Source organism: Lysinibacillus sp. NPDC097868, from assembly GCF_044761135.1.
Classification (GTDB): Bacteria; Bacillota; Bacilli; order Bacillales_A; family Planococcaceae; genus Lysinibacillus.
The window spans coordinates 1592248-1619024 of sequence record NZ_JBIWBS010000001.1; the positions used below are offsets into that span (position 1 = coordinate 1592248).

Sequence of the window (26777 nt, forward strand, 5' to 3'; positions counted from 1 at the left end):
CTTACTGCAATGACCACTATACAAAATCCACAACTATCGTCATAGGCTCTATCTTCATTCAGCCAGCAATAAACGCTAACTTCATGCTTACACTCAGCTTTCCAAAACGTGATGAGTAGGCGTTTTCTGTTGAATGATGATTTTTTATAGCTTCACATAGAAATTAAAGATAGACTTCTATTCTACCAAAGGAATGTGTGATTGACAAAATTGCCATTTTACCTATATTTTTAAGAAAGGGCTTAGGTGTTGATACTATAATAGTGTCGTACAACCTAACATAAGCTAACATAAGCCATTGACTTTGAAATCATGGTGAAATATTTTCCTCTTGTATTGAATTCAAGGCCCATGATGAAATCTCCTTCATATCATTGTAGATTAAAGAGAAAAAGTGTAAAATACTTGTTACAAACTATTAGTACCAAGTGTTATTATTTGGATGAAAGGAGTCCACCTATGTTAAACGGACTTATTATTTTATGTGCCTATCTTATCGGCTCTATACCTTCTGGGTTATGGATTGGCAAAATATTTTACAAAACAGATATTCGCGAGCATGGTAGTGGCAATTTAGGTGCTACCAACACCTTCCGTATATTAGGAAAAAAAGCAGGTTTAGTTGTTACAATCATGGATATTTTAAAAGGTACAGCTGCAGTGTTATTAGTGACACTCCCAGTATTCTCTGATGCCACAATTCACGGACTTATTTTAGGACTTGTTGCGGTTATTGGTCATATGTTTCCTATTTTTGCAAGCTTCCGTGGCGGAAAAGCTGTTGCCACATCAGCTGGCGTCCTACTTGGCTATTCTTGGCCACTATTCATTTTACTATTCATCGCATTTATCGTAACGTTAAAGCTTACGAAAATTGTCAGCCTAACATCGATAATTGCTGCACTAGTTGCATTAATCTATTCGATTATTTATTTTTTTGTGACAGGCGATTTCGCATTAGCTATATTAGTAGCATTTTTATTTATTTTTATTGTTTATCGTCATCGAGCAAATATTACGCGCATTAAAAATGGTACTGAACCAAAAGTGAAATGGCTTTAACATGAAAGGAGTTCACACATGAATATCGCACTGACAGATGAAGCGCTTCAATGGTTTAAAAACGAAATGGAAGTCGAAACAGGTGATACAATACGCTTTTATGCAAGATATGGTGGTTCAAGCCCTTTCCATGAAGGATTTTCTCTTGGGATGACTCGCGAAGAACCTCTCGAAATAGGCGTTCAAACTGTCATTGATGGTGTGACCTACTATATCGATGAGAAAGATTTATGGTTTTTTAACGATTATAACTTACACATTGACGTTGACAAACAACTTTACGAATTAAAATATGACTATTTAAAATAACACAGTGTTTCCTTTCACCAAAATGAAAGGAAACGCTTTTTTCATTTTGTGCAATCACAATTTTTAGTTTGCACTATTTGGTTTAGCTCTTCGTAAAATTGACCATCCTCTAACTAGTCAATCTATATTTTGAGGAGGAAACATAATGCCAGTTTCAGAAAACAACAATACCTCCCAACAGCAAAATCCTTCAACGACTTTACTGCACACTTCTCTTTCAGAAAATATTTTTACGATTAAAGAAGCTCTTGGTAATAGCAACGATGTAATTATTCGTGAAATTACACTAGACAAATTAAATAACCAATCAATCGCGCTAATTAACATTGATGGCATATCCGATAAAAATGTGATTACAGACTTTATATTAGAAGATTTGATGCTTGAAATTGACAATGGATCTGACAATAAAGTAACCAACATAAACGACTATATAAAAAAGCAATGCTTAGCGGTAGGCGGTGCAAAGGATATTTTAGATTTCACCGCATTTTTTGCCTCCATCCTAAATGGTGAAACAGTCATTCTATTAGAGGGCCAATCGGTTGCGATTGCGACAGACACCAAAAGCGCAAAAGATAGAGCTGTCACTGAGCCACAAACAGAGTCCGTAATTAGAGGTCCAAGAGAGTCTTTTACTGAAACATTGCGTACAAATACAGCACTCATCCGTCGAAAGATTAAAAGTCCTGACCTTTGGATAAAATCTCGAATTATTGGAGAGGTAACGCAAACAGACGTAGCTGTTATGTATATAAATGGCATTGCCAATGACAAAATTGTCCAAGAGGTGTTAGATCGTTTAGATAATATTGTCATTGATGGCGTATTAGAAACCGGCTATTTAGAGGATTTTATTCAAGACTCTAAATTCTCTTTATTTCCAATGATTTATAATACGGAGCGCCCAGATGTCGTTGCAGCAGAGTTGTTAGAAGGTAAAATAGCAATATTAGTGGATGGAACCCCTCTTGTACTAACCGTTCCAGTAATATTCACATCTTTTTTACAGGCTGCAGAAGATTATTACCAAAATTGGATTATTAGTTCATTAATTCGACTTTTACGTTTTTTTGGTATTTGTCTTGCATTAGTAATGCCTTCCCTATATGTAGCCATTACTACCTTTCATCAAGAAATGCTTCCAACGGCAATGCTTATTAGTATCGCTTCACAGCGAGAAGGTGTGCCCTTTCCCGCTGTAGTAGAAGCACTAATTATGGAGATTGCCTTTGAAATTTTGCGTGAAGCAGGTCTTCGAATGCCTAGAACGATTGGTCCAGCAGTTTCCATTGTAGGGACATTAGTAATTGGTCAAGCAGCCGTGGAAGCGGGCATAGTATCAGCTGTAATGGTCATTATTGTTGCATTAACAGCCATTTGTAGCTTTCTGTTTCCTTCCTATGGATTATCAAACACGATTCGTGTTCTACGTTTCCCATTGATGATTTTAGCCGCGATGTTTGGTTTATTCGGCGTTATGTTTGGCATTATGATAATTATTCTTCACTTATGTAGTTTACGTTCATTTGGCGTTCCATATATGAGTCCTTTTGGGCCACTTATTATGAAAGATCAAAAAGATGCAATGATCTTGTTCCCACGTAGAGATTTACTCACAAGACCGAGGCTGTTCAGTCAAAAAAATAAAGTTAGAGAACAACGATATCACGAAGGAAAAAAAAGAAATTAACAATAATGTGTAAATGAGGAATACGTCATGTCAAAAATGAAGATGATTTTGTTATTGTTCATCCTCACTTTATTATTAAGTGGTTGCTGGAGTAAGCGAGAGTTAAACGAATTAGCAATTGTCGTTGCACTTGGTGTAGATAAAATAGATGATGAATATGAAATTTCTATCCAAGTTGTTGATACTAGTGAAATTTCTTCAAAGCAACCTTCTAGCGGACGATCACCTGTAGTCACTTATAATTCGAAGGGAAAAAGTGTGTTTGAAGCAATTCGAAGAATGACGACCTTAACACCACGGAGACCTTATTTTGCTCATTTACAAATGGTAGTTATCGGAGAAAAATTAGCTGAAGAAGGAATAAACGAACCACTGGACTTTATCGCAAGAGATCATGAATTTCGAAATGATTTTGATGTTATCATAACGCATGATTCAACAGCAAAAGAAGTGCTCAACGTCTTAACCCCGATTGAAAAAATGCCTGCCAATAAATTGTTAAATTCAATTAAGGTATCCGAAAAATCTTGGGGTTCCACATTATCTGTTAATACAGACGAACTACTAAATACCCTTAGTAGCAAAGAAAAAAGTGCTGTTTTATCGGTTGTTGAAATAGAAGGAGATACAAAATTAGGAATAGATCAAACAAATGTAGAAAGAATTACAACGCCCGTTATTTTAAAATATATTGGTATAGCTGTTTTTAAAGAAGATAAATTGATAGGGATTTTATCCGAAGAGGAAAGTATTTACTATAATTTTTTAAATAACAAAATTGAAAGTACGATAGAAGTTCTTTCTTGCCCTGATGGTGGAGAGTTGTCGACCGAAATTACAAAATCGACATCTAATATTAAGGGAACTTTTAAAAATGGCATTCCAAAAATAACAATAAAAATTGATATTACACAAAATATCGGCGAAGTAAATTGTCCCATTAATTTAACTAAAGACAAAAGCATTCATTATATTAATAAAAAGACCGAAGAACGGATAAAAGAACAAACGAAAAAAACACTAGATACGATTCAAAAAAATTATAAACTCGATATATTAGGCTTTGGGGAAGCACTCCATCGGAAAGATCCTAAAAAATGGGAGGAAACAAAAAAAGAATGGTCTACAATATATCCCGAGGTAGCTGTCAATATCGAAGTCAATGTGGCTACACGAGGATTAGGAACAATCCAAAATTCATTATTGCACAATTCAAAGGAGTAGCTAGCGATGTTTATAACGATTGTTTTCGTAGTATTTTCTTTGGCCATTGCTTACAGTGTCATTCCTAATTTAAAGAAAAAAGGCGAAAAAAAAACAATTATCGTCTTTTCTATTATATTAAGCATAGGAGCGGCATTAAATATTGCCATTGGATTAAAAAAGAACATTCCCAGCCCTTTAGATTTCATTACATTTATTTTAACGCCCCTTAGAAAATTGTTACTTACACTTTTTCAATAAAAAATGAAAAGAAAGGGTAGTGTACGATGGATAAACAACTCATTAGCGCAAGACAATTTACAGTCATTACCCTTCTCTATTCAATTGGAACAGCTATATTAATTGTGCCAGCAAGTATTACAGAAAAACTCAGCCAGGATGCGTGGATTGGAGCGGCTATTGGTGTACTATTAAGCTTTTTATTAATAAAGCTCTTTGTATCATTAGGAAATCAAACTCCAAACCTTACGTTTATTGAAGCAAATGGAAAAATTTTCGGCAAATTCATCGGTACTTTGACATCGCTTTGTTTTATGTCTTTAACCTTTTTTTCAGCAGGCGAATTATTATATTTCATCGGAATTTTTATGCAAACGGAAGTGATGCCCGAAACGCCTACTCTGACCTTTGCTGTTTTATTTACAATTATTATCGTTTTCGCGTCGTATTTAGGGATTGAAGTTTTTGCACGTTCTGTGGAAATACTATTTCCAATATTTATGTTAATTTTTATTATTTTTATTATTTGTATTTCCCCTCAAATCAATATAGAAAATATTATGCCAGTCTATGAAACAGACACAAAATCATTAATCGTAGGTACGCTAAACTTTACGAGTGTTTTTTCTTTCCCACTTGCTGTGTTGCTTATGTTTTTCCCTTCTGGAGTCAATGTACATAAAGCAGCTCAAAAAGGATATTATATCGGCACACTACTAGGCGGAATTGTCTTAATTCTCATTATTACCCTTTCAACACTCGTTCTTGGCTCAACTAATACATCAATTAAGACATTTCCAAGCTATGCGCTAGCTCAAAGAATTTCGATAGGAGATTTTTTCCAAAGAGTGGAAATTATCATGGCTGTTATGTGGATTATATCCATTTACATTCGGACATTCATTTATTTTTACGCAACGGTACTTGGCATAGGACAAATATTTAAAATAAAAGATCCTCGCCCACTCATTTTACCACTTGGATTATGTATGGTTGCACTGGCTCAAATTGCTCACCCGAATATCGTCCATTCTAATAATTATAATGAGAATATTTGGCCGTTATATTCAGGATTATTAACTGTTTTACTTCCATTGTTGTTACTAACAGTCGCAAAAATTCGCAAAATAAAAAAGAAAGAAGACAGTCAAAGCTCTTCAAGTAATCAGCAAGAATCTCAAGAACAACAATCAAAAGACAAGCAAAATTCAAAAGAACAACAAGAATCGAAAGTGCAGCAAGCTCCAAAAGAAGAACAACAAGAATCAAAAGTGCAGCAAGCTCCAAAAGAAGAACAACAAGAATCAAAAGTGCAGCAAGATGCTACCAAACCAAACTCGTCCGAATCTCAATAAGTTAACAACAAAAACCACATTTCTCACTTTTAATGAGAAATGTGGTTTTTCTAACTGTAAAACGGTATGTTAATTGTTCCAAATTAAATATGGTATTCAATTTCATCAACAAAGTCCCATTCGTACGGTGTTTCTTGATAAACATAATAGTTAAGCCAATTTGAAAATAGTAAATGCGTATGTGCTCGCCATGTATTAATCGGCTCATTAGAAGGATTATTATTCGGGAAATAGTTAACAGGAATCGCAATATCAATTCCTTTTTCAACATCACGGTAATATTCATCAGCTAATGTTGTCGCGTCGTATTCTAAGTGACCTGTAATCATTATGTTCTTATTATCCTTTGACTGCACGATAAAGACGCCAGCATCTTCTGAATAGGACAGTAAGCGTAAATCTGGGTGCTTACGTACTTCATCAATGGAAACCGATGTATAGCGTGAATGTGGCGCTGTAAATAAATCACTAAAGCCACGCACTAGATCGACTGTTAAATCGGTAATGACATGTGAATATACGCCAGAACATTTTTCTGGCAGTTCAAATTTACCGATACCATAATGGTGATATAACGCAGCTTGTGCACCCCAGCATATATGCATAACGGACGTAACATTTTTCACGGACCAATCCATTATTTCTGAGATTTCTTCCCAATAATTCACTTCTTCAAATGCCATTTTTTCAACAGGAGCCCCCGTAATAATCATACCGTCAAAGCGACGATGGCGAATCTCTTTAAACGTTGAATAAAATAGCTGTAAATGTGATTTACTAACATTTTTTGATTCGTGTGTTGCTGTATTTAAAAATGTAATATTCACTTGTAATGGTGTATTACCGAGCAATCGCAGTAATTGTAGCTCTGTCTTTTCTTTTTCTGGCATTAAATTAAAAATTAAAATATTTAAAGGACGAATTTGTTGCGTTTTGGCGCGGTCTTCTTCCATTACGAATATCTTTTCTCCACGTAAATGTTCTCCAGCTGGTAAGTTTTTTGGAATATTAATAGGCATGTTGAATTCCCCTTTTCGTTAATTTTTTCTCTCTATCTAATTAAAATTAAAAAATCCCCCTCATTCCTTTAGAGCAAGAATGAGAAGGATAATTATCACGTTCACTCTTATCTCTCAAAGGAAAAATCCTTTGGTGGAAGTAGCACCTTTCTAACATTGTTAGAGGTTGCTGAAGCGTCATCGGGCCAAATCCCTCAGCTTCTCTTGATAAGATTATTTAATTAAAAAGAATTGTATCATGAACGATTAAGAATTTCAATAATACATAGAATATTTAGTATTTAAATGAATGGAAGCATATTTTTTGTTAAACACTATAATCAATTCTACCTAAAGCTTTTGTAAGTTACGTAAATACGGCTTAAAAATCATTTTTACCATCTATTAGCCTAATTAGATGACAAAGAAATGACAAATCACCCCCGATTACAGCTATGCGCAGTAAATAGATTTTTATACAAATAAATCGTAATGGTAATCAAAGAGGTATTATGTTAACATATACCTTTAGTAACAGAGAGGAACGTGAATATTTTGATTAAAATTGAACTCCCAAAACCAGACTTAGTAATTCGTCAACGTGAGCAAGTATTAAAACCTGGGGATGTAGAAATCCCGCCATTCCATGGTTTTATTGATTTCCATAAAATCACTCGCGAAAAAGGTGGCATTTTCTTATTCTACAACGAAAAAAACGAGCTATTGTTTGTAGGGAAAGCGCGTAAAATTCGTCAACGCATTAAAAAGCATTTTGAAGATAATGTATCACCAATGAAAAAATACCGTGATGAAATTTTCAAAATTGAAGTATATGAAATTGATGATCCAATGGAACGTGAAATTTACGAAACTTACGCAATTAACACATTCCGTGCAAAATATAATCTTGAAAAAGTATTTTATTAACAAATGCCGTTAGCATGAAACATGCTAACGGTTTTTCTTTTTCTACTTCAAAAATGCAAAATACCCTGAGAGCTTTGTTCTCCCAAGGTATTTTAATATTTAAATAAATATTTTTTCATCTTTAAATTTATTAGCTGTTAGGTAACTTACGATGACAAAAATAATGAATGAAGCCACTATTGGGATTGTCACTGTATGCATGCCAAAGATTGACGGATAAAAGCGATCGATTACAATATATAACGTCATGCCCGTAATCATGGAAGCAATAGCGCCGTATTTATTAGCCTTTTTCCAATATAAGCCTAGGACAACTGACCAAATAAAGACCGCTTCTAGGCCCCCAAATGCAAATAAATTGAGCCACACAAGTAAGTCTGGAGGATTTAACGCAAATACAACGACCGCCAAACCAATTACTGTAGTTACGATGAAGCTGGCGCGCTTAATCTCTCCATCGCTGGCAGTTGGCTTCACGTAATTTAAATAAATATCCTTCACGACTGTTGAACTAACTAACATGAGCAACGCATTAACCGTAGACATCGTTGCTGCCATTGGTGCTGCTAAAACAATACCCGCTAAAAATGGCGGTAAAACTTTTAACGTTAGTAGTGGCATCACCTTATCGCCAATTTCAATGCCTGGCATTACTGGACGCGCTAGCACACCAATTAGGTGCATACCGAACATAATTGTCCCAATGGCGATGGTGCCAATAATAATCGCTAAATGCATACTTTTTGAATCTTTATAGCTCATAGCACGAACTGCAATTTGAGGTAGCCCAACTACACCAATTCCTATTAAAATCCAAAATGTAGAGACATACAACGGAGTAAGTTCTCCTTCTGCACCAAATGGGGTCACGAGTTTTGGATTTTCTGCAACAAGGGATGTCATAATTTGATCAATTCCCCCGCCCGCAACGATTGTCCCAATTAGTAAAATAACAGTACCAATTACCATTATCGAACCTTGTACCGTATCCGTTAAAGCTACAGCTCGGAAGCCCCCGATAATAACATAAATTAATACCGACGCTGCAAAAATAAAGAGTGCCGAAGTATAATTTAAACCAGTTAATGATTCAATTAAGCGCGCTCCACCTACCCACTGTGCCATCATCGCAGAAAATAAAAAGACAATAATACTAATTGCAGATAAAATCACGATGACATGACTGTTATAGCGTTCACGTAAAAAATCAATTAATGTAATCGCTTGATAACGGCGAGCGATTATCGCAAATTTCTTGCCTAAAATCATTAATACAAAATAACCCGCAGGTAGTTGCGCCATCGCTAACAGTACCCATCCAAGTCCCTTATTATAAGCGACACCTGGTCCACCAATAAAACTACTTGCGCTTCCGTAAGTGGCAATCATGGTCATTGCTAGAATAAAGCCTCCCATTTCACGACCACCAAGAAAATATTCCTGTAAAAACGAGTTCGATGAACGGACATGTTTATTCGCCCATATACCTATTCCAAAAATGATAATTAAAAATATGAAGAGTGGAAAAATAACTTGCCAATGCATTATTCATCCACCTCCCCATCTTCAAATGGAACATCTTTGAAAAAGAGTTTTAGGACGAGCCAAATTAAGACAATCATAAAAGCTGTTCCAGCGATACAACTATAGAAAAACCAAGCAGGGAAACCCCAAACATACGTATATTTTGTTGGATCCCCCGAGCCTAGGCCATATGCAAAGCCGTACCAAATAGCAAAGTTGACAATTACAAGTCCAATGCCAATGAGCGCTTCACGATGCGCAATTTTAAAGCGTTGATCTTTCAATATAGAATCCCCCTAACCTACTCTATTTTACTGGTATGTAGGTATTATGGGAAGCTTTGCGAAAAAATAGATAAAAAAAACGAAAGTTAGCGAACAATTCCTGTTGAATGAAGTATTTTGTAAGTCTTTTGCAGCTTTTTTGCCTTATTGCCGATTTCGCCCAACCCTCGGCGTTTCCTCATTTACTTTCTATGATCAAGAACTTTTCAAATGCATTTGAAGCGCTTTTTTGTCGATTTTGCCAACGATTGTTTTTGGCAATTCATCAATAATAATAATTTTTTTAGGGATTTTGTAGTGACCTAATTCGTTTCGACATAGTGCCTCCACTTCGTCAACTAGCGTATCTGTCTCATGTTGGCAAACAATAAATGCCGTTACAATTTCGCCCCAATAGTTATCCGGTACCCCGATGACTGCCGCTTCTTTTACGAGGTTATGACGTAATAAACATTGCTCTACCTCTTGTGGATAAACATTTTCACCACCGCTAATTATCATTTCTTTCCTACGACCAACAATATAGAAATAACCATCCTCATCCATTGTGGCTAAATCACCGGTCCTTAACCACCCATCACGTATCGTATTATCAGTTTCCTGCTGATTATTCCAATAAAATCTAAACATATGCTTGCCTCTGACAAATAACTCTCCTACCTCATGAGCAGTGCAATTTTTCCCCTCTTTATTCATAATTTTTGCTTCATTAAATTGCATGCTTTTCCCTACTGCTCCTTTTTTTAAATAGGCATCTTCACGAGAGATATAAAAATTATTCGGCCCAGCCTCCGTTAATCCATAGCCTTCTTTAAAATAAAGTCCCTTGTTAAAAAATGCATCATATATTGGAAGTGGACACGGTGCCCCGCCAGATAAGAACACTTTCACAGATGGAAAACTACTTATCTGGAAGTAATTTGTTGATATCATTGCCTGATACATTGTTGGCACAAATAAAGAAATGGTTGTCTTATAATGATTTATTGCTATAAGAGCCGTTTCCGCTTCGAACTTATCTCCAATTACAACCGTACCGCCTGCCATAAGCAACGGGATGGATAAAGCATTTAGCCCCCCTGTATGGAACATCGGCATATAGTTTAGCGTGCAGTCTTCTTCACTTAGCCCCCAACTAATAATTGTATTAATTGCATTCCAATTAACAGAATTAAAGGACAGAACTACCCCCTTTGCTTTACCGGTAGTGCCACCTGTATAAATCATTAGCCAAGGTTCATTTAAATCCATTTCTATCGTGCTAGGAACAGTTGCTGATTGCGGAACTTGTTGGATTGGATACATATTTTTTAGTTGTAAAGGACAACGAATGGCCTGATCATAAAGAAGCAAGGAAGGGGTAGCATCTGCAATAATTTCGTTTAGTTCCTTCGTATTCAGGCGCCAATTTAAAGGGACATAAATAAGCCCTCGCAATCCACAAGCAAATAAAATGGCAAATAGATGCATGTTATTTCTAGCAAAAACCGCTACACGACTACCCGTCTGTAAACCTTGTTCTTCGAAAAAACAGCTCCATTTTGCAATTTCATGTGTTAACTCTTGATATGTCCATTGTTCCTTTGTTTCTAGGTTAACTAATGCTAAACGATGCGGTGTTAAAGATGCACGATTTAAAATCCAAGCTTGCTCTGCAAACATCTTGAACTCCTCCTTTATCACATCATAATAGCGCCATCCACATGGAGAGTATGACCATGGACATAGGAAGCCTCTTCAGATGCTAAAAATAAATAAGCATTCGCGATATCCCTCGGTGTTCCTAATCTTTGAAGCGGCACAATCGAACGCATTTTTTCTAGCACTGGTTCAGGCATCTTTTTAACCATATCTGTCTCTGTAAAGCCTGGAGCTACAGCATTTACGTTAATCCCTTTACGCCCAAGCTCTTTTGCCCATGTTTTCGTCATACCTATAATCGCAGCCTTTGTCGCAGCATAATTTGTTTGACCAACATTTCCATAAACCCCACTTACAGAGGAAGTATTAATAATTTTACCGTATCCAGCAGCAACCATATGAGGGCTAACCTCTTGTGTGCAGTGGAAGACCCCTGATAGGTTCACATCAAGCACTTGCTGAAATTGATCCTCCGTCATTTTTGTCAGCATTGCATCACGCGTTATACCTGCGTTATTGACTAAAATATCAATACGTCCAGCATGCGCAATTACTGTTGTCACAAGCCTTTTTACACTGTCTCTGTCAGCAACATCAACCTGCACAAACATAGCTTTTTCACCTAGTTGATTGGCTGCGTTAATCCCTGCATTGTCATCAAAATCAGCAATAAAAACAATGGCTCCTTCTTCAATAAACCGTTCTGCAGCTGCAAATCCGATGCCGTTTGCAGCCCCAGTAATAATTGCTACTTTATTGTGTAAGCGCATTATGTTCCCCTCCAAATTGTAAAAATGTTTCGATTTCTAATGTAAGTTGCTGTAAATCATCAATTAGAGGAGAATGACCACAATTTTTTAAGCTGACAAACTGCGTATGCTTAGGTAAATCGAGCATTGTTTCATCATTCATTTGCTCTGTTATGACTAAATCTCGGTCTCCTCTTAACACTAAAATAGGAATGTTAATTTGTTGTACTTCGTTCGTCCCTTTTGCTACTTCATTGTCGACTGCACTCATATTAAATGTATTTAATGCATGATATACTTCAGCTAGATTTCTTTGCGTCAGCATATCTTCTACATATTCATCATAGTGAACGGAATCTGGCTTTTGCTCTGTATAAATCAGTGCATCCCAAATAGATTTTAAGCCTTGCGCATTTTTGCTATCATAGAAACCTTGTACTGTCTTAGTTTTAGACGTATCTACGAGTACTTCTTCATAGGTGGAAGCTCTTTTGAATGAGGATTGATTACCCGTTCCTAAATCACTGTAAAATGGATAGCCTCTTGTCGAAGCAGAAGCTAATAAAATCAGCCGTTGACAATAACTAGGGTAATTTGCGACAAACTGCATACTCACCGCTCCACCTGTAGACCAGCCAATCAAATCAAAGTGTTTTAATGCAAGCGCATCTACAAATAGTTTGACATCATCACTAAAATCTTTAATTGCGGTAATTGGTTGATGATAAGAGGAACCTCCAAAACCGCGTAAATCCATGGCATAAATCGTGTATTTTGCATCTAAAGCTTCCACTAGCACATCCCAGTGCTTAGAGGAGGTCATATTGCCATGAATTAATAATAAAGTATGGCTACCCCCGTCACGTTTACGATAAGCAATTGTTTCCCCATTTAATAGTTGAACCGTTTGTAACATTGCCCTTCCTCCCTATCCCCAACGAATTGTAATAGCTCCCCAGACATAGCCTATACCAGCACTTACAAGTGTTACGATGTCCCCATCGTGAATACGTTTTTCTTCTAAAGCAAGCTGTAATGATAAAATTTGATCGATTTGTCCAATATGACCGTAGTTTTCTAAGTAAATGGATTGTTCCCCTTGTAAGCCAAGTTCTGACAATATATAAGCATGTGCAGACTTTTTCATATGAAGCATCGCTAGGTAGTTAATATTTTCTTCTCTTAATCCACTTTTCGCTAAAGATGATCGAATGACCTTCAAAAAATTATTTAATGATTTTTGTTCAAGCCGCTCCTTCATGCCTACTGGATCTAAAACATCTAATTGATATAGATTTTGTGCTAAATGCTCAGGAGTTAGTGGCTTTTTTGTACCTCCAACAGGGACTACCACATCCTCTGAAAAAGAACCATCCGTCATAATATCTGCCTCTAACAGGTGGTTTCTGTCATAATTCTTTTGTAAAACAATAGCACCTCCACCCGCACCCAAATTATACATAAAGCGTGTTCGCGGATTGTGATAATCTATAAAATCAACATTACGATAGCCACCTGCGAGTAAGACGGTGTGAATAGCTTCATCCGATTCCATTAAACTTTTTGCTAATTTAAGTGCCATAATCGTCGTACCACATCGTAATTGCACATCAAATGCCCAAGCATTGACTGCTCCAAGTTCGTCTTGCATTTTAATTGATGCCGTCCAAAGTGGATATTCCTTATGTTCCTCTCCTATATAAATTACAACATCAATTGTTTTTGGCTCAATCCCCGCCTTTTGTAAGGCTTCTTGTGCAGCCCAAATGCCCATTTGCACAGTATGATCCTGTTCACCAGGTATTGGCTTTTCGTGTATGCCCATCTTCTGGCGAATAATGTGCTCGGGAATAGACGAAAGATGGGCTATTTCGCTTGATGTCATTTTCGTTTGTGGAATATAAATACCTGTACTAACAATGCCTACAGTCATTCAAATCGCTCCTTCTCATGCGACAGTGCCGATGGTGTTTTCCGTCTTTCTTTAAGTTTTACTCTCCATTTCCATACCATGAGCCGAATAGTACCGATGATTCCTTTTGGGAAAAAGATGACTGCTAAAATATAGAGAATCCCGAAGAAAATAATCCATCGCTCGAAAATTGGATAATCCCTAGCTAATCCTGAAAGTGTATGCTGTGCATATTCAATAACCGCTGCACCAAGCAGTGGTCCGACTAATGTGCCTACACCTCCTATAATCGTCATTAACAATGCATCAAGTGTGATGTCCATCGTCATAACACTTGTATTCACAAAACGTAGTGACAACGCATAGAGAGAACCTGCTAAGCTTGCTACAGTTCCTGCCACAATTGATGCAATGACTTTGTAATGTAATGTGTGAAAACCTAATGATTTCGTCCTTTGCTCATTTTCTCTCACAGCAATTAATATACGTCCCGTTGGCGACTGAACAAATCGATAGAGGGCAATAAAAATTACAACTAAGCATGCTAATACAAAATAATAAAATGTGATTCGATCTTTAAAAATTTCTGGTGCTCTAAACGTAAATCCGTCATTGCCATATGTAATGGAACGCCATTTTTCAGCAACAACTAGAAACAGTCCAGAGAAGGCGAGTGTAAGCATCGCAAAAAAATGACTTTTTAAACGCAATGTTAGTAATCCAACTAGGAAGCTTACAATACCTGCTACAAACATTCCTATCACAATAGACAATAAAAAGATGGAAAGCGTCGTATCGACTTGTTTCAGCATAACTGCTGTTGTATAAGCTCCGATTCCGAAGAACATCGCATGCCCAAATGACACGATACCCGTATACCCGAGCAAAATATCGTAACTCATTGCTAAAATACCAAAGATAAAAATTTGCGTTAATAAAATAATGAGTGTCCTCGAGTCATTAACGAATGGAAGAAGACCGAGAATAGCGAGCAGTATAACAAAACTTAGATGTTTCCACGAAAGCTTTTTTATCATGTCGATCTCTCCTTTCCGATTGTAAATAAGCCTTGAGGTCGGAAAATTAACACGATAGCCATTAAAATCATATTGACAGCAAGCGATAACACAGGCACATAATAAGCCATAAAGCTACCAGCGAGCCCTACTAAAATGGCAGCGAGCAGTGAGCCAGAAAAACTCCCCATTCCACCAATGACGACAACGATAAAGCCTAAAATAGCATATTCCATCCCCATCTCGGCATAAATAACACCCGAATATGGCGCCATTAACATGCCACTCAATGCCGCTAACGCCGCACCTACCATAAAGACATATAAAAATACTTGTTTAATATGAATACCAAGCGCCTGTGCCATTTCTTTATCCTGTACACCCGCTCGTACAATTAGCCCGATTTTTGTTCGTTTTAGCATGTATTGGAAAATGCCAAAAATCACAAAACCTACTATAATGATAAATAATCGATATTTAATAATAATGACATCACCTATTTCCCAGCTCCCTGCTAAATAGCTAGGTGTTTTCACTGACACACCATTTGGTCCAAAAACGACTTTAATCATCTCTTGTAAAACAAGCATTAACCCTAACGTAATTAAAATTTGTTGGATATGATTGCCGTATACCGGTGTAATAATAAACTTCTCTGTCAGTAAGCCTAAAATAGCACCTGCGACGATTGCTCCTATAATGCCAATTAAAAAGCTTTCCGTGTACATATACGTAAAAATTCCGGCATAAGCGCCCCATACAAATAATCCACCGTGAGCAAAATTTAATACATCCATTAGCCCAAAAATTAACGTCAGTCCTGCTGCAAGCAAAAAGATTAACATGCCTGTAGCCAGCCCGTTGATTACTAAATTTGCGATTAGCTCCAACGAAACACACCTCCTTTATCCGATTCCAAGATATTTACGTTTCAACTCTTCATTTTGGATAAGATCTTTCATGTTTCCTGAATGTACCGTTCGACCATCATCTATTAATGTGTACGTATCACCAATTCGGCTCGCCATTATAAAGTTTTGCTCTACAAGGACGATGGACGTTTGCTTTTTCATTTCAACGATTGCCTCCATTACTTTCTCAACAACAATCGGTGCAAGTCCTTTTGACGGCTCATCTATTAAAATTAATTTACTGTCATTGATAAATGCTCTTGCCATTGACAGCATTTGCTTTTGACCACCTGAAAGATGACCGCCAGCCTTTTTCCAAAATTTCTTTAAATCCGGAAAAAGCTCGAGAACATATTGTTGTCGCTCCATTGCCGCATTGTCCTCCTTGCGCATTGCAACTTTCATATTTTCCTCTACCGTTAAATCCGCAAAAATTCCTTGATTTTCAGGTACATAGCCAATGCCTAATTTAGCCACTTTGTGAGTGGGGCTTTTTTTTATCGATTTCATTCGAAATTCAACATCCCCTTTAGAAGCGGGTGTTAGCCCCATAATTGTTTTTAAAGTGGTCGTTTTTCCTGCGCCATTTCTCCCTAGTAAGACACTGACCTGTCCTTCAAGCGCTTCAAAATTTACGCCTTGCAAAATATGGTATTGCCCAATATGTGTATGAACATCATTTAATTTCAGTAAGGTGTTCATCGTACAGCCCCCCTAAATAGGCATTTTGAACAGTTTCATTTTGCATAATGGCATCTGGTGTTCCATCTGCAAGAAGCTGACCATTAAATAACACCATAATGGAGTCTGACAAATCTAAAATCATATCCATCTTGTGTTCAATAAGCAAAATTGTTTTGTCTCCATTATTTTTTATTGTACGAATAACCTCTAAAATGGCAGGTACTTCTTCTAATGACATGCCAGCAGTCGGTTCATCAAGCAGTAAAATTTCTGTATCTAGCGCTAGCAACATGGCAATTTCTAACTTTCTCTTTTCACCATGGGACAGCATCGTCGTCAGCGCATCTCTTTTATTATCAAGCAAAACTAGCGTCAATAGTTCCTCCGCTTTTTCTGTAATTGCCTTATAACTTTTATGATGGCGAAACAATTGATAGCGTATTTTTTCTTTAGATTGCACTGCTAGACGTACGTTCTCTAAAACAGTTAAATTCGGAAAAACATTTGTAATTTGAAATGACCGTCCTAGTCCCATGCGCGTCCTTTCAACCGATGATACTTGTGCAAGTGATTGCCCTTTGAAAATCACATCACCAGTAGTGGGCTTTAACTCCCCACTAATTAGATTAAAGAAGGTCGTTTTTCCTGCACCATTGGGGCCAATAATTGATTTCAAATGTTTTTCAGGCATCGTAAAGTTCACTTGATCGACTGCTGTATGGCCACCAAAACGAATTGTTAAATTTTCTGTTCGTAAAATGGGCTCCATTTCAATCTCCTTTCTAGCGTTTCTATCACTCTTCATCTACTCTCAACAGAAATGAGATGAAAAGAGACAGAACTACGTATATTTCTGTCTCTCTAAGAAAAGTCTAGTTCATAACAGGTGGCGCAGTTTCCTCAGGGCTTAGTTCACGAATGAGCACTGGCACTGGGTAATCAACACCTTCTTTTTGTTCTAAACGAATAGAATACATTGACTGTAAAGCTTGATGATCTTCTTCTCGGAAAGTCATCTTGCCTTTTGGTGTTTCAAATGACATACCTTCCATAATGCCGATTAGTTTCTTTGCATCTGCGTCCCCTTGTGATTTTTTCAATGCTTCTACAATTGAAATAGCAGCAGACATCCCACCAGGGGTAAATAAATCTGGTACTTCATTAAAGCGTTTTTGGTGCTCATCTACTAACCATTTATTCACATCATTTTGCGGTAACGTATGATAATAAACCGAGAATCCTTCCATTCCTATTAGCGGATTCATAAATTTTAGGGCGATAATATCGGGCGCACCTGTAGAAATTTTTATACCTTTTTCTTGAATTTTAAGATCGGCAATTTGATTCCAAGGCGAGTTTGCCCCAGCCCATACGACAAATAAATAATCTGGCTTCGCATCAATTACCTTTTGTAAATTAGAGGTAAAGTCTGTTGCAGCTGGATCTGCATACTCCTCTAGCACAATTTCAGCACCTAGTTTCTCTGCAGCTGTTTTAAATGCCTTCACACCATCCCAACCGAATGAATAATCTGGTGCAAACGTTGCAATTTTCACGCCTTTACCTGCGATTGCAGCAGCTGCTGCGTATGCATCCTGTGAAGAGTTACGACCTGTGCGGAATATATAATCATTAAATTCAGCACCTGTAATACTATCTGCTACGGCTGGTTCAACGACCATAATTTTCTCGTATTCCTCTGCTAGCGGTAATACAGCGAGCGTGTCACCTGAGCTAGATGAGCCAACTAAAAAATCTACCTTATCATCCTCTAATAGCTTTGTTGCTTTCTGAACTGCTACCTCAGGTTTCGTTTCTGTATCTTCATACACAATTTCGATTTTTTTACCATTTACCTCCATGCTGCCGTTTGTTGCATATTCAATGCCTAAATCAAAACCACGCTGTGTTTGCTTACCATACGATTCGAGGGCACCTGTCAAAGAAGCAAGTACTCCGATTTTAATTGTGCCTCCCTCAGCTTTCACTTCTGACCCATTATCCTCATCATTTGAAGCAGGATCATCTGCTGAATTTTCTTTTGCCCCTTCTCCATTGCAAGCCACCATCATCAGTGATAAAACGGCTAACAGTAACCATAACCAAACCTTGTTCATCCCAAAACCCCTTTCAAAATGAGTTGTAAAGAAAGCGCTTTCGTTGCTATACACTAACTATATAAAAGTCCAGTTACAAATCAGTTACAAATTTCTTTCGCTAAAATAAGTAAATAAAAAAAGAGTCCGGTACAAGACCGAACTCAAGTTAAATAAAGTTTTGACCCTACAAGAAAGAAGAGCGATTTGATTCGTTTACTCGATCTAACCACTCGCTCACAAGTGCATAAAAAATATTGGATTGTTCAATTTGTAGGTTATGTCCTGCCCGATCTAAAATCGAGAATGTTGCTCTTGGGAATAACTCTATCACGTCAAAAGCATCCTTATAGCCTACTACCGCATCTTGTTTTCCTAATAAAAAGAGACTTGGTTGATGAAAAATAATATCCTCGAGGTGAAATGAAAAGCCGTAGCTTTGTTGAATCTTTTCTAGAAACTGCTCATCTGCTATAAGGCAACCGGCTAACACCTCATTTGTATATCGGTTCCAGTTATATTCATCAAGGACAACTTGGTGCAAACTAAAATCCTCTACTTCTTGTTTCGTTAATGTGGCTAAAAATGATTGATCTTCAGCTATGATCGAATGTGCCGGCACTATTCGATCTTGCTTTTCTGGTAAAATCAAAGGACAAATAAAAGCAGCACCTAAAATACGATTCCTATGAGTTTGCATAATACCTCTTGTTAAGTATCCACCATATGATTCCCCCACTATTACATAAGGTTGATTGGGCACAAATGTATTTATAAACTCTAGCACAGTCGCTAACATTTCATCTGAATTGCTGATATTTTCATAGTCTTCTGTCTTGCCCATGCCTGGAAGATCAATATAAATACGCCTCCAGCCATCATTCTCTTTAAAAATCGGTTCCATACATCCTTTCATAAGGCGATGATCTGGGGAAAATCCATGTAACATAATGATCGGTATTCCTTCACCTATCACTTCATAATAAATATTTGCATTCGTTACTTTACAAAATGGCATGCGTGCCCCTCCAATATTTCAATGTATAAGTGTGCTAATTCATTATTAAATCAAAAACAGCCATTGTCGATTCCATCGGTAATGTATTAAGTTCCTTTTGTAATTGTTGCACACATTTTCCATACCACTTTAATGCAAGAGATCGGTTCCCTAATTGATAATAACTATACATTAAAAGACGGTATCCTTCCTCCCAAAGTACATCTTCTTGAATCATCTTTTCGGCATAAAAAATAGCTTGTTTAAACTGTTGTTGTCGTGTTGCATTTTGAGCTAATCGTTCAAGTACTTCAATATATAAAGTTTGCAGTTTGTCACGATCTTGCGTCAGCCAATCGATTTGCTTTTTTTCAGCATATAATACATCTGTGTAACTATTAGCAGCGATTTGCAACCACTCATCTGACAATAGTGGATCAAATTCTTCCATACCTAGCGCATAATAATAATGAAAACGTTCTGCATCGATATGCAAAAATTGAATATGCTGTAGCTGATACATATTATTTTTACGATGAATAAAAAAGCTATCTTGACGAGCATTTCGATTCGGTTCAAGCACTTTTAATAAAGTGTTTAAAACTACTTTAAAGTCCCGATCTAATGTTTCTACTGACCGCTCTGGCCATAATGCTTGTGCAATTTCCTCTTTGGGCATATACCTATGGCGATGGCAATATAAATAGACAAAAAGCTCCTTCGACTTTTCTCGCTGCCATTCTTTGTCTCCTAATTTGCGATGATTTCTAATTAAATTTAAACTACCAAATAAATTTATTTGCATTTCATCAGCAGGATAAACGATATTCCCTTCCATTTGAAAATAATTTCGCATCGCATGAATCGCTGTATTGTCTTCCCTACAGCTCTCGCTATACTGTAATAGCTCATAAAAAATCGTTAAATTCGTTGGACCGAGAATCGTTTTTCTTTGAAAAAAATAATCGTAGCCATTGTCTATACAATAACTAGCAAAATGCTGAAAACAATTTGTAAATACTACTGCATTATTCTCTTTGAAGGCGATAACAGATTGATAGAAAAAAACATGCATTTCCCCATATTGATCACCACAATTAAGGAATAGCTTTTGTGCCTTTGATAAAATTCGTTTTGCCTCTTGCCATTCATTACAAGAAATCATCACTTTCACTTCAGCTAGTAAAATAAGTGCTGTCATCCAAGCATCTTGTACTTGTTCCGTTTCCTGTAAACCTAGTGCTAAGTACTTCCGAGCAGCGACGTAATCCCCTAGTGCATGTTTAGCAATTGCAAGTCCCATATATGGTTCAGCCTTTACACGTGAAATATTAATTGTATTCATTAGCGCAATAGCTTTCTCATAAGCATCACAAGCCTCTTCATAATTAGGATAATCTAATAACAATAACGCATGAGCTTTTCGATTATAGCCAACTGCCTCGATAAAAATGGACTTTTCACGTATTCCTCTCCGAATACCATGCTGTGCAGAATACCAAGCTTCTTCTCCTTGACCTAATAAGGCAAAAACGAAGGATGCTAAGAGCTCACTTTCCCTATGTGTGGCTACCAATTGAGGGGGCATTTCCAATCTTTTAATCAAGAGATTTTTTGCCTCCAACAGCTGTCCCGTTCTTAACAATATCCGCACATCAACATTCGCTCTATACAAAACAGCTTCACTTAAATTTACTTTTTCTATAAATTGTTTTGCCTTTTGCGCTTTTCCTAAATTCACTAGATTTTCAGTATACTGTCGTTGTAATTCTATATGTTCTTCCTTGCTTAATGACGCAACAGGAGCTAATTGTAATGCTTGTTTTAAATAGGGCTCTGCTAAAGCAGGCTGAATTGTATCAAGATAAATGTGAGCTAATCCAGCCTGTGCCTTCGTCATAAAGAGTGCATCGTTGTTCCTTTTAGCAAGCTGCTCACTCATTTCGTAAGCATGTTTCGCCTTTTCATAATAGGCACGATACCGGTGGCACTCCCCTTCAAAAAAATACAAACGGTAAAACTTTATTTTTACATCAGTCGATAAACGATGGATTTTCTCTAACAGCCATTCAAACTGACCAGCTTTCACTATACTCTCAGCATGATCTTGCAGTAGTTCACCACTAAAATTTGCATCATTTGATTTAAATGCATGATGTAAAATGGCATGAACATTATTGTTATTGACGTAATATAAAGCAGCCTTTTTATGCAAATTCACATAGTGTGTCGGAAATTGCTTCCACTTCATCTCTAAAAATCGGCTAAATAACGCATGAAAACGATAGGAGCCATTCTCAGCAACTGGTTGAATAAACAGATGTTTCTTTAATAACTGTTTTAGCGTGTCGGCGGTTTCTCTATTATAAAATTGCGTAATTAATTCCACTGAGAAAGTAGGGAAAATAGCTAAATTGAGTAGTGCATCTTGCTCGAATTTACGCATCTTTAAAAATACTTCTTCTGATAAGTAGGTAAACAGATCATTTGAATGAATTGTTAACCAGTAATCTAATGCTTCATTGTTCCATTGCTCAGCTAGCAATGCAATGCTGATTGCCCAACCTTCTGTAATATTTAATACTTTCGATATTTCATCTTCCGAAAGATGTATTGCTACATAATCTTCAAAAAAAACGGCAATTTCTTCATCTGTAAATGCTAAATCCGCTTCTGTAATAAAATGTGCTTTCATGTGCATTTTTAGTTTTCTAATAATATCCCAATTCGGTAATGTTCTTGATGCAAAGATAAAGTGAATATTGGGAGGTGAAAATTCAATAATTTTCTCCATTACATAGTTAATATGAAATTCATGGTCTACTAAATGGTAGTCGTCAATAACAACGAAAAAGTTCTCTTGTATCTCACATAAACTATTAACAAAGAGCTTATACCACCGATTCAATTCTTCGATTTTCGGAAAGCGTGATAGCTGATTCCAATTATCAAATTGTTCACCAAAAAGTGGTGTAATTCGTCTAATACTATGAAATAAATGTCTTAGGAAGGGTAATATGTTATCGTCCTCTTCAGAAACACTATACCAAGAGAATTTACTTGATTCCGCATGTAAAAATTGTGCAAGAATAGTGGTCTTTCCGTATCCAGCACCACTATGAATAAATGTACAAGTATGTCCATGACCTTTTTTTAATTTTTTCATTAATGACGCTCTACGAATACAATGACTAGATGGATTAGGTGGAATACATTTCGATTGAATAATAATATCTGCTGTCATTACTTACACTTACCTCCCCCATAATTACAGTAATACGGGTTGTGACATAAACTACATGCCATTCTTTTCGAATAGTTAAATTATTGACAGTTTACCATATACTATATGTAGTTTTACATTATTCCAATGAATTGTTTCTTCCATCCTAGTACTTTATGTGATACAAAAGAGAAAAAGTGTTAGATTAACTGTCATCAATCTAACACTTTTTTGCTATGTCGTTGACGGCGGATACTTTCCACGAACACTTCGTAAGCCGTAACACTCAGTATGAGCAGTTTGTTGTGGCTTACGTTTTGTGCATCAACCGCTGGAGTCTCCGCATTTGCTACCATCGACTAGTTATCACTAGTATTCTAACAAATAAAAAAAATCCCGATTATCATTATAGATAATCGGGATTTGGGCTTTGATTATAATAAATCCTTACGTAATTGCGCAGCAGATTTTGGAGATAACAGACCAAATGGAATATCGAGTACTGTTTTTGCCCCTTTGTCGCCCGCTTGGCTTAAACGGTGTGCTGCACGAGCATACGCTACAAGGACACTTGATGTGAAGTTTGGATTACTTTCAAGTTTTAATGAGAATTCTAGAATTTGTTTATCGTCAGCGCCACTTTCTCCACTGCGAATAACGAAACCACCATGTGGCATACCTGTATGATTTGCATTAAACTCTTCTTCAGAGATAAAGTTTACAGTTGTGTTATATTCATCGAAATAATTTGGCATTGTAACAATTTCTTGCTCTACTTTTGCCGAATCTGCACCATCTTCAAGCACTACCCAACACTCGCGTGCATGTTTTTCACGTGTAGTAAGCTCTGGATTTTCGCCATTTCGAACGCGTTCCACAGCATCTTTGATTGGCAATGTATATTGTACAGCATTTTTTACCCCTTCAATACGACGAACTGCATCCGAGTGACCTTGACTTAAACCATCACCCCAGAATGTGTACGTTGTGCCTACTGGTAGTACTGCCTCTCCTAAGACACGATTTAATGAAAATAAACCTGGATCCCAACCTACAGAAATAACAGATACTTTACCAGATTTTTGAGCTGCGGCGTCAACCGCTTCGAAAAACTCTGGAATTTTCGCATGAGTATCAAAACTGTCAATTGTGTTAAACCATTGCGCAAAATGTGGTCCTTGTTCAGGCAAATCAGTAGCAGAGCCACCACATAAAATCATTACATCAATGTCATCTTGAAATTTTTCAGCATCATCTACTAAATATACGTTCGCGTTACTTGCAACGCCTACTGTTGAAGGATCACGACGTGTGAAAACTGCTACTAATTCCATATCTGGATTTTGTGAAATAGCAAATTCTACACCGCGCCCTAAATTTCCATAACCGACAATACCTACTCGAATTGCACTCATTAAAATTCCTCCTCACGTTAACGTGACAATGTGAAAACTTTCACGTTAAATCTAATTACAATAATACTTTGAGTTAGAAAAATTCACAATAGTTTGAGTACGTGTTTTTCTCGTGAAATCATACAAGTTTTCTATGATTTCTATACATGAATGGCATGAATACGGTTACAAATTACTAAAAAATATAAAGAACCATTAAGTTTTCGTAAAAGGCTTGTAAATCAAGACTTTTTGCAACATGGGTCTTGTACAATATAAATAACGATAAAGGGGGCATGTTGAATGAAAGGTAATTGTTATTCACTATGTAAAACACCGGTTTTTTATAATCCCGAAGAAAACGTAATTTTTGTTTCATCCTTAAGGATTCCAGTTGAGGCAAAGTTAAGATATTCTACAAGCAAATACTTCAGTATACAGCAAGTGAAGAGAAAAACAGCTTGTCCTGCCAATATACCTTTATCTGTTCCAATAATTGAACATGATAGTAACAAAACACATAACTATTACCATAGTGAGAAACAAATAGCTCGCTGGTTCATAAAAAAAAGTGAGTACAATAAAGCACTTTGCAAAGGTGCGTTTCCCATAATTTCTTTATTGAATTTCTTGTGCTAATTGAAAAAGTCGCTTTTCATTTATAATGTGATAGCCATTCTTCTGTTTTTGTAAAATATTTTCCTCACAAAACTGAGCAAGTACGTATAACAAATGACGATATGAAACCCCCAAATACTCACATATTTCCGTATGTTTTTCTTTATAAATACCTTTGTCGGAAGAAAGCTGTATGAAAGCCGCTAATCGATTTTCCAATGGATATGCCTGATTTTGTGTGTATTTTGATGTCATCTTAGACGCTTTTTCACCTAGAAATACACATAATTTCCGTAAAAAAGGCGCGTCCGCGAGTAACATTTCTTTACATGCCTGTGTGGCAATTGATAAACAGATCGTTTCTGTCACGGTTTGAATTCCCTTTGTATATCTCGCCTCATTTAACAATTCAATTTCTCCCATAAAGCATGGTGCTTCAATATATTCAATGAGTGAAACTTTCCCATTTTTATGTGTCATATACAGTTTGGCTTTCCCCTCCATCATATAGTACATCGTATCTGGAAAAGAGCCTTCTTTAAAAATCCATTCTCCCTTTTCAAATTTACATATTTCTATATATGGATGAATATCGAATGAAAAAAAATCATCAATTTGAAAATTTTCTATATAGTAAGAACGTTCTTCACCTGTAAGTTTTTGCATTTTTTTATTACCTCCTATTCAAAATATGAGATATCTCACATTATTGTAGCGGGGAACATGCTATTATTCAACATAGTTAAATGGAGGTACCAAATTTTATGAACAATCAACGATGGCTTTCTCAAAATTTCTTTGCATTTTTTATTACATGGGGTATTTTCTTACCTTATTGGACAGGTTGGCTCGTCGATGCGAAGCACCTTACCGTATCTCAAGCGAGTGTCGTAATGGGCTGTGGTCTTTTGGCTCGCGCAACGTCAAATCTTTTTTTCTTTCCAATCCTTGCAAAATACGTACACAATAAACGTCTTATTACAATTTTAGCAATAGGAGCACTGCTAACGGCTTTACTTTACATTCCAAGTACTAGCTTTATCGCCCTTCTCTTTGTAACTATTTTATTCAGTATTTTTTACCCTGCTCTATTACCTGCTGTGGAAAGCAGCGCGGCAACGCTAGTACAACATGGCAACGTACATTACGGTAAAAGTCGCTCCTATGGATCATTTGGCTTTGTAATAGCGGTACTCATTATTAGTATGTTAACAGGTGTTTTCGGTAAACAAATTATTTTTTGGAGTATGATCCTTGGCATCATCGGTATGTTACTAATGCAACAAATGGCAACACCAAAAGAATTACTTATTGTACCAACGAAAGAACAACGAGCAAAATCACTATCGATGAAAACATTATGGAATATTAAAGGTTTTCCTATTGTGTTATTTATCGTTATTTTATTACAAGGTGCACATGCATCCTATTATAGTTATGGCTATATTTATTTAGAGGATTTACATGTTGATCCATTTTATATGGGTATGATTATTAACATCGCGGTTATTTGTGAAATTTTATATTTCATGAAGGCTGATACACTGTTTAAAAAATGGCGCTCATCTTCACTTTTGCTGCTAGCTGCTAGTGGATCGTCATTACGTTGGTTACTCATCTTCTTATTTCCAAACGTTTGGGTATTTATCGGCTCACAAGTATTACATGCCCTATCCTTTGCACTTGCACATTTTGCATTCATTGGCTATTTAACGAAAAACCTACCGAAAGAACAAATTCCTAATGCACAAGGCTTATACTCGGCACTTGCAATGGGATTAAGCACAGCAATTCTTACATTTTTAGGTGGCTATTTATATGAAATTTCCCCTGGTCTTGCCTTTGCGGCAATGCTTATTTGTACAGTGCCGGCAATCGGGATATTACTAGCTACTAGAAATAGATTTCATTATTAAAAACATAGGCGGATAGCAAAAAAGT

25 protein-coding genes and 1 riboswitch are annotated in these 26777 nt (G+C 36.6%); of the genes, 9 read left to right on the top strand and 16 right to left on the bottom strand.

Annotated features, from left to right (window positions below; genetic code table 11):
* The first annotated feature begins 459 nt into the window (after positions 1-459).
* From plsY to ACIQXJ_RS07835, 6 genes are all read left to right on the top strand, one after another.
* A complete protein-coding gene (gene plsY, locus ACIQXJ_RS07810) occupies positions 460-1062 on the top strand; it encodes a glycerol-3-phosphate 1-O-acyltransferase PlsY (protein ID WP_403051755.1) in 603 nt (200 codons plus the stop codon).
* An 18-nt stretch (positions 1063-1080) separates the two neighbouring features.
* On the top strand, positions 1081-1371 hold the full coding sequence (locus tag ACIQXJ_RS07815) for a HesB/YadR/YfhF family protein (protein ID WP_401016651.1): 291 nt from the start codon (positions 1081-1083) through the stop codon (positions 1369-1371).
* Positions 1372-1516: 145 nt separating this feature from the next.
* Positions 1517-3064, top strand: coding sequence for a spore germination protein (locus ACIQXJ_RS07820; protein WP_403051758.1), 1548 nt, complete (start codon positions 1517-1519; stop codon positions 3062-3064).
* Between the two features lie 27 nt (positions 3065-3091).
* Positions 3092-4288, top strand: a complete 1197-nt coding sequence (locus ACIQXJ_RS07825; protein WP_403051761.1) for a Ger(x)C family spore germination protein — start codon at positions 3092-3094, stop codon at positions 4286-4288.
* Between the two features lie 6 nt (positions 4289-4294).
* Complete coding sequence (locus tag ACIQXJ_RS07830; RefSeq protein WP_337981257.1) at positions 4295-4528, top strand: hypothetical protein; 234 nt, start codon at positions 4295-4297, stop codon at positions 4526-4528.
* A 26-nt stretch (positions 4529-4554) separates the two neighbouring features.
* Positions 4555-5862: a GerAB/ArcD/ProY family transporter gene (locus tag ACIQXJ_RS07835; RefSeq protein ID WP_403051765.1), complete on the top strand. Its 1308-nt coding sequence runs from the start codon at positions 4555-4557 to the stop codon at positions 5860-5862.
* Positions 5863-5945: 83 nt separating this feature from the next.
* On the opposite strand, the gene metA is transcribed toward ACIQXJ_RS07835, so the two are convergent.
* Entirely contained in the window at positions 5946-6881 is a 936-nt protein-coding gene (metA, locus tag ACIQXJ_RS07840) for a homoserine O-acetyltransferase MetA (RefSeq protein ID WP_172771430.1), read from the bottom strand.
* Between the two features lie 104 nt (positions 6882-6985).
* A riboswitch (SAM riboswitch) is annotated at positions 6986-7095 on the bottom strand.
* Between the two features lie 320 nt (positions 7096-7415).
* Here metA and ACIQXJ_RS07845 point away from each other — a divergent pair.
* Positions 7416-7787 (top strand): nucleotide excision repair endonuclease, encoded by a 372-nt coding sequence (locus tag ACIQXJ_RS07845; protein ID WP_401011465.1) that lies wholly within the window; start codon positions 7416-7418, stop codon positions 7785-7787.
* A gap of 99 nt (positions 7788-7886) precedes the next feature.
* On the opposite strand, the gene panF is transcribed toward ACIQXJ_RS07845, so the two are convergent.
* The 14 genes from panF to ACIQXJ_RS07915 form a co-directional block, all read right to left on the bottom strand.
* Positions 7887-9332 carry a sodium/pantothenate symporter gene (gene panF / locus ACIQXJ_RS07850; RefSeq protein WP_403051770.1) on the bottom strand — a complete coding sequence of 482 codons (1446 nt, stop codon included), beginning with the start codon at positions 9330-9332 and terminating at the stop codon, positions 7887-7889.
* Complete coding sequence (locus tag ACIQXJ_RS07855; protein ID WP_401011469.1) at positions 9332-9595, bottom strand: YhdT family protein; 264 nt, start codon at positions 9593-9595, stop codon at positions 9332-9334. The genes panF and ACIQXJ_RS07855 overlap by 1 nt, the downstream gene beginning before the upstream one ends.
* Before the next feature lie 195 nt (positions 9596-9790).
* Complete coding sequence (locus tag ACIQXJ_RS07860) at positions 9791-11257, bottom strand: class I adenylate-forming enzyme family protein (RefSeq protein ID WP_403051773.1); 1467 nt, start codon at positions 11255-11257, stop codon at positions 9791-9793.
* 17 nt (positions 11258-11274) lie between these two features.
* Entirely contained in the window at positions 11275-12006 is a 732-nt protein-coding gene (gene fabG, locus ACIQXJ_RS07865; protein ID WP_403051776.1) for a 3-oxoacyl-ACP reductase FabG, read from the bottom strand.
* Positions 11990-12901 (bottom strand): intracellular short-chain-length polyhydroxyalkanoate depolymerase, encoded by a 912-nt coding sequence (gene phaZ, locus ACIQXJ_RS07870; RefSeq protein WP_403051779.1) that lies wholly within the window; start codon positions 12899-12901, stop codon positions 11990-11992. The genes fabG and phaZ overlap by 17 nt, the downstream gene beginning before the upstream one ends.
* 12 nt (positions 12902-12913) lie before the next feature.
* Positions 12914-13918 (bottom strand): 3-oxoacyl-ACP synthase, encoded by a 1005-nt coding sequence (locus tag ACIQXJ_RS07875; protein WP_403051782.1) that lies wholly within the window; start codon positions 13916-13918, stop codon positions 12914-12916.
* Entirely contained in the window at positions 13915-14934 is a 1020-nt protein-coding gene (locus ACIQXJ_RS07880) for a branched-chain amino acid ABC transporter permease (protein WP_403080846.1), read from the bottom strand. Before ACIQXJ_RS07880 ends, ACIQXJ_RS07875 begins: the two co-directional genes overlap by 4 nt.
* On the bottom strand, positions 14931-15803 hold the full coding sequence (locus ACIQXJ_RS07885; RefSeq protein WP_403080847.1) for a branched-chain amino acid ABC transporter permease: 873 nt from the start codon (positions 15801-15803) through the stop codon (positions 14931-14933). The genes ACIQXJ_RS07880 and ACIQXJ_RS07885 overlap by 4 nt, the downstream gene beginning before the upstream one ends.
* A gap of 15 nt (positions 15804-15818) precedes the next feature.
* Positions 15819-16526: an ABC transporter ATP-binding protein gene (locus ACIQXJ_RS07890; RefSeq protein ID WP_403051785.1), complete on the bottom strand. Its 708-nt coding sequence runs from the start codon at positions 16524-16526 to the stop codon at positions 15819-15821.
* On the bottom strand, positions 16501-17277 hold the full coding sequence (locus ACIQXJ_RS07895) for an ABC transporter ATP-binding protein (protein WP_401011483.1): 777 nt from the start codon (positions 17275-17277) through the stop codon (positions 16501-16503). The genes ACIQXJ_RS07890 and ACIQXJ_RS07895 overlap by 26 nt, the downstream gene beginning before the upstream one ends.
* A gap of 103 nt (positions 17278-17380) precedes the next feature.
* Positions 17381-18625, bottom strand: a complete 1245-nt coding sequence (locus ACIQXJ_RS07900) for a substrate-binding domain-containing protein (RefSeq protein ID WP_403051789.1) — start codon at positions 18623-18625, stop codon at positions 17381-17383.
* 166 nt (positions 18626-18791) lie between these two features.
* Complete coding sequence (locus ACIQXJ_RS07905; protein ID WP_403051792.1) at positions 18792-19622, bottom strand: alpha/beta fold hydrolase; 831 nt, start codon at positions 19620-19622, stop codon at positions 18792-18794.
* Positions 19623-19656: 34 nt separating this feature from the next.
* On the bottom strand, positions 19657-22845 hold the full coding sequence (locus tag ACIQXJ_RS07910; RefSeq protein WP_403051795.1) for an AfsR/SARP family transcriptional regulator: 3189 nt from the start codon (positions 22843-22845) through the stop codon (positions 19657-19659).
* A gap of 413 nt (positions 22846-23258) precedes the next feature.
* Positions 23259-24239: a diaminopimelate dehydrogenase gene (locus ACIQXJ_RS07915; protein WP_403051798.1), complete on the bottom strand. Its 981-nt coding sequence runs from the start codon at positions 24237-24239 to the stop codon at positions 23259-23261.
* 282 nt (positions 24240-24521) lie between these two features.
* On the opposite strand from ACIQXJ_RS07915, the gene ACIQXJ_RS07920 reads away from it, so the two are divergent.
* Positions 24522-24857 (top strand): hypothetical protein, encoded by a 336-nt coding sequence (locus ACIQXJ_RS07920; protein ID WP_403051801.1) that lies wholly within the window; start codon positions 24522-24524, stop codon positions 24855-24857.
* On the opposite strand, the gene yeiL is transcribed toward ACIQXJ_RS07920, so the two are convergent.
* Complete coding sequence (yeiL, locus tag ACIQXJ_RS07925; RefSeq protein WP_403051804.1) at positions 24837-25502, bottom strand: transcriptional regulator YeiL; 666 nt, start codon at positions 25500-25502, stop codon at positions 24837-24839. The genes ACIQXJ_RS07920 and yeiL overlap by 21 nt on opposite strands.
* A gap of 98 nt (positions 25503-25600) precedes the next feature.
* Here yeiL and ACIQXJ_RS07930 point away from each other — a divergent pair, with 98 nt between their 5' ends.
* Positions 25601-26752: an MFS transporter gene (locus ACIQXJ_RS07930; RefSeq protein WP_403051806.1), complete on the top strand. Its 1152-nt coding sequence runs from the start codon at positions 25601-25603 to the stop codon at positions 26750-26752.
* Positions 26753-26777: the final 25 nt, after the last annotated feature.

What these genes read in the sequence shown, in the direction of transcription:
- plsY (WP_403051755.1), top strand. Translation starts at nt 460, where the DNA reads ATGTTAAACGGACTTATTATTTTATGTGCCTATCTTATCGGCTCTATA.
- ACIQXJ_RS07815 (WP_401016651.1), top strand. Translation starts at nt 1,081, where the DNA reads ATGAATATCGCACTGACAGATGAAGCGCTTCAATGGTTTAAAAACGAA.
- ACIQXJ_RS07820 (WP_403051758.1), top strand. Translation starts at nt 1,517, where the DNA reads ATGCCAGTTTCAGAAAACAACAATACCTCCCAACAGCAAAATCCTTCA.
- ACIQXJ_RS07825 (WP_403051761.1), top strand. Translation starts at nt 3,092, where the DNA reads ATGTCAAAAATGAAGATGATTTTGTTATTGTTCATCCTCACTTTATTA.
- ACIQXJ_RS07830 (WP_337981257.1), top strand. Translation starts at nt 4,295, where the DNA reads ATGTTTATAACGATTGTTTTCGTAGTATTTTCTTTGGCCATTGCTTAC.
- ACIQXJ_RS07835 (WP_403051765.1), top strand. Translation starts at nt 4,555, where the DNA reads ATGGATAAACAACTCATTAGCGCAAGACAATTTACAGTCATTACCCTT.
- metA (WP_172771430.1), bottom strand. Translation starts at nt 6,881, where the DNA reads ATGCCTATTAATATTCCAAAAAACTTACCAGCTGGAGAACATTTACGT.
- panF (WP_403051770.1), bottom strand. Translation starts at nt 9,332, where the DNA reads ATGCATTGGCAAGTTATTTTTCCACTCTTCATATTTTTAATTATCATT.
- ACIQXJ_RS07860 (WP_403051773.1), bottom strand. Translation starts at nt 11,257, where the DNA reads ATGTTTGCAGAGCAAGCTTGGATTTTAAATCGTGCATCTTTAACACCG.
- fabG (WP_403051776.1), bottom strand. Translation starts at nt 12,006, where the DNA reads ATGCGCTTACACAATAAAGTAGCAATTATTACTGGGGCTGCAAACGGC.
- phaZ (WP_403051779.1), bottom strand. Translation starts at nt 12,901, where the DNA reads ATGTTACAAACGGTTCAACTATTAAATGGGGAAACAATTGCTTATCGT.
- ACIQXJ_RS07875 (WP_403051782.1), bottom strand. Translation starts at nt 13,918, where the DNA reads ATGACTGTAGGCATTGTTAGTACAGGTATTTATATTCCACAAACGAAA.
- ACIQXJ_RS07880 (WP_403080846.1), bottom strand. Translation starts at nt 14,934, where the DNA reads ATGATAAAAAAGCTTTCGTGGAAACATCTAAGTTTTGTTATACTGCTC.
- ACIQXJ_RS07890 (WP_403051785.1), bottom strand. Translation starts at nt 16,526, where the DNA reads ATGAACACCTTACTGAAATTAAATGATGTTCATACACATATTGGGCAA.
- ACIQXJ_RS07895 (WP_401011483.1), bottom strand. Translation starts at nt 17,277, where the DNA reads ATGGAGCCCATTTTACGAACAGAAAATTTAACAATTCGTTTTGGTGGC.
- ACIQXJ_RS07900 (WP_403051789.1), bottom strand. Translation starts at nt 18,625, where the DNA reads ATGAACAAGGTTTGGTTATGGTTACTGTTAGCCGTTTTATCACTGATG.
- ACIQXJ_RS07905 (WP_403051792.1), bottom strand. Translation starts at nt 19,622, where the DNA reads ATGCCATTTTGTAAAGTAACGAATGCAAATATTTATTATGAAGTGATA.
- ACIQXJ_RS07910 (WP_403051795.1), bottom strand. Translation starts at nt 22,845, where the DNA reads ATGACAGCAGATATTATTATTCAATCGAAATGTATTCCACCTAATCCA.
- ACIQXJ_RS07915 (WP_403051798.1), bottom strand. Translation starts at nt 24,239, where the DNA reads ATGAGTGCAATTCGAGTAGGTATTGTCGGTTATGGAAATTTAGGGCGC.
- ACIQXJ_RS07920 (WP_403051801.1), top strand. Translation starts at nt 24,522, where the DNA reads ATGAAAGGTAATTGTTATTCACTATGTAAAACACCGGTTTTTTATAAT.
- yeiL (WP_403051804.1), bottom strand. Translation starts at nt 25,502, where the DNA reads ATGCAAAAACTTACAGGTGAAGAACGTTCTTACTATATAGAAAATTTT.
- ACIQXJ_RS07930 (WP_403051806.1), top strand. Translation starts at nt 25,601, where the DNA reads ATGAACAATCAACGATGGCTTTCTCAAAATTTCTTTGCATTTTTTATT.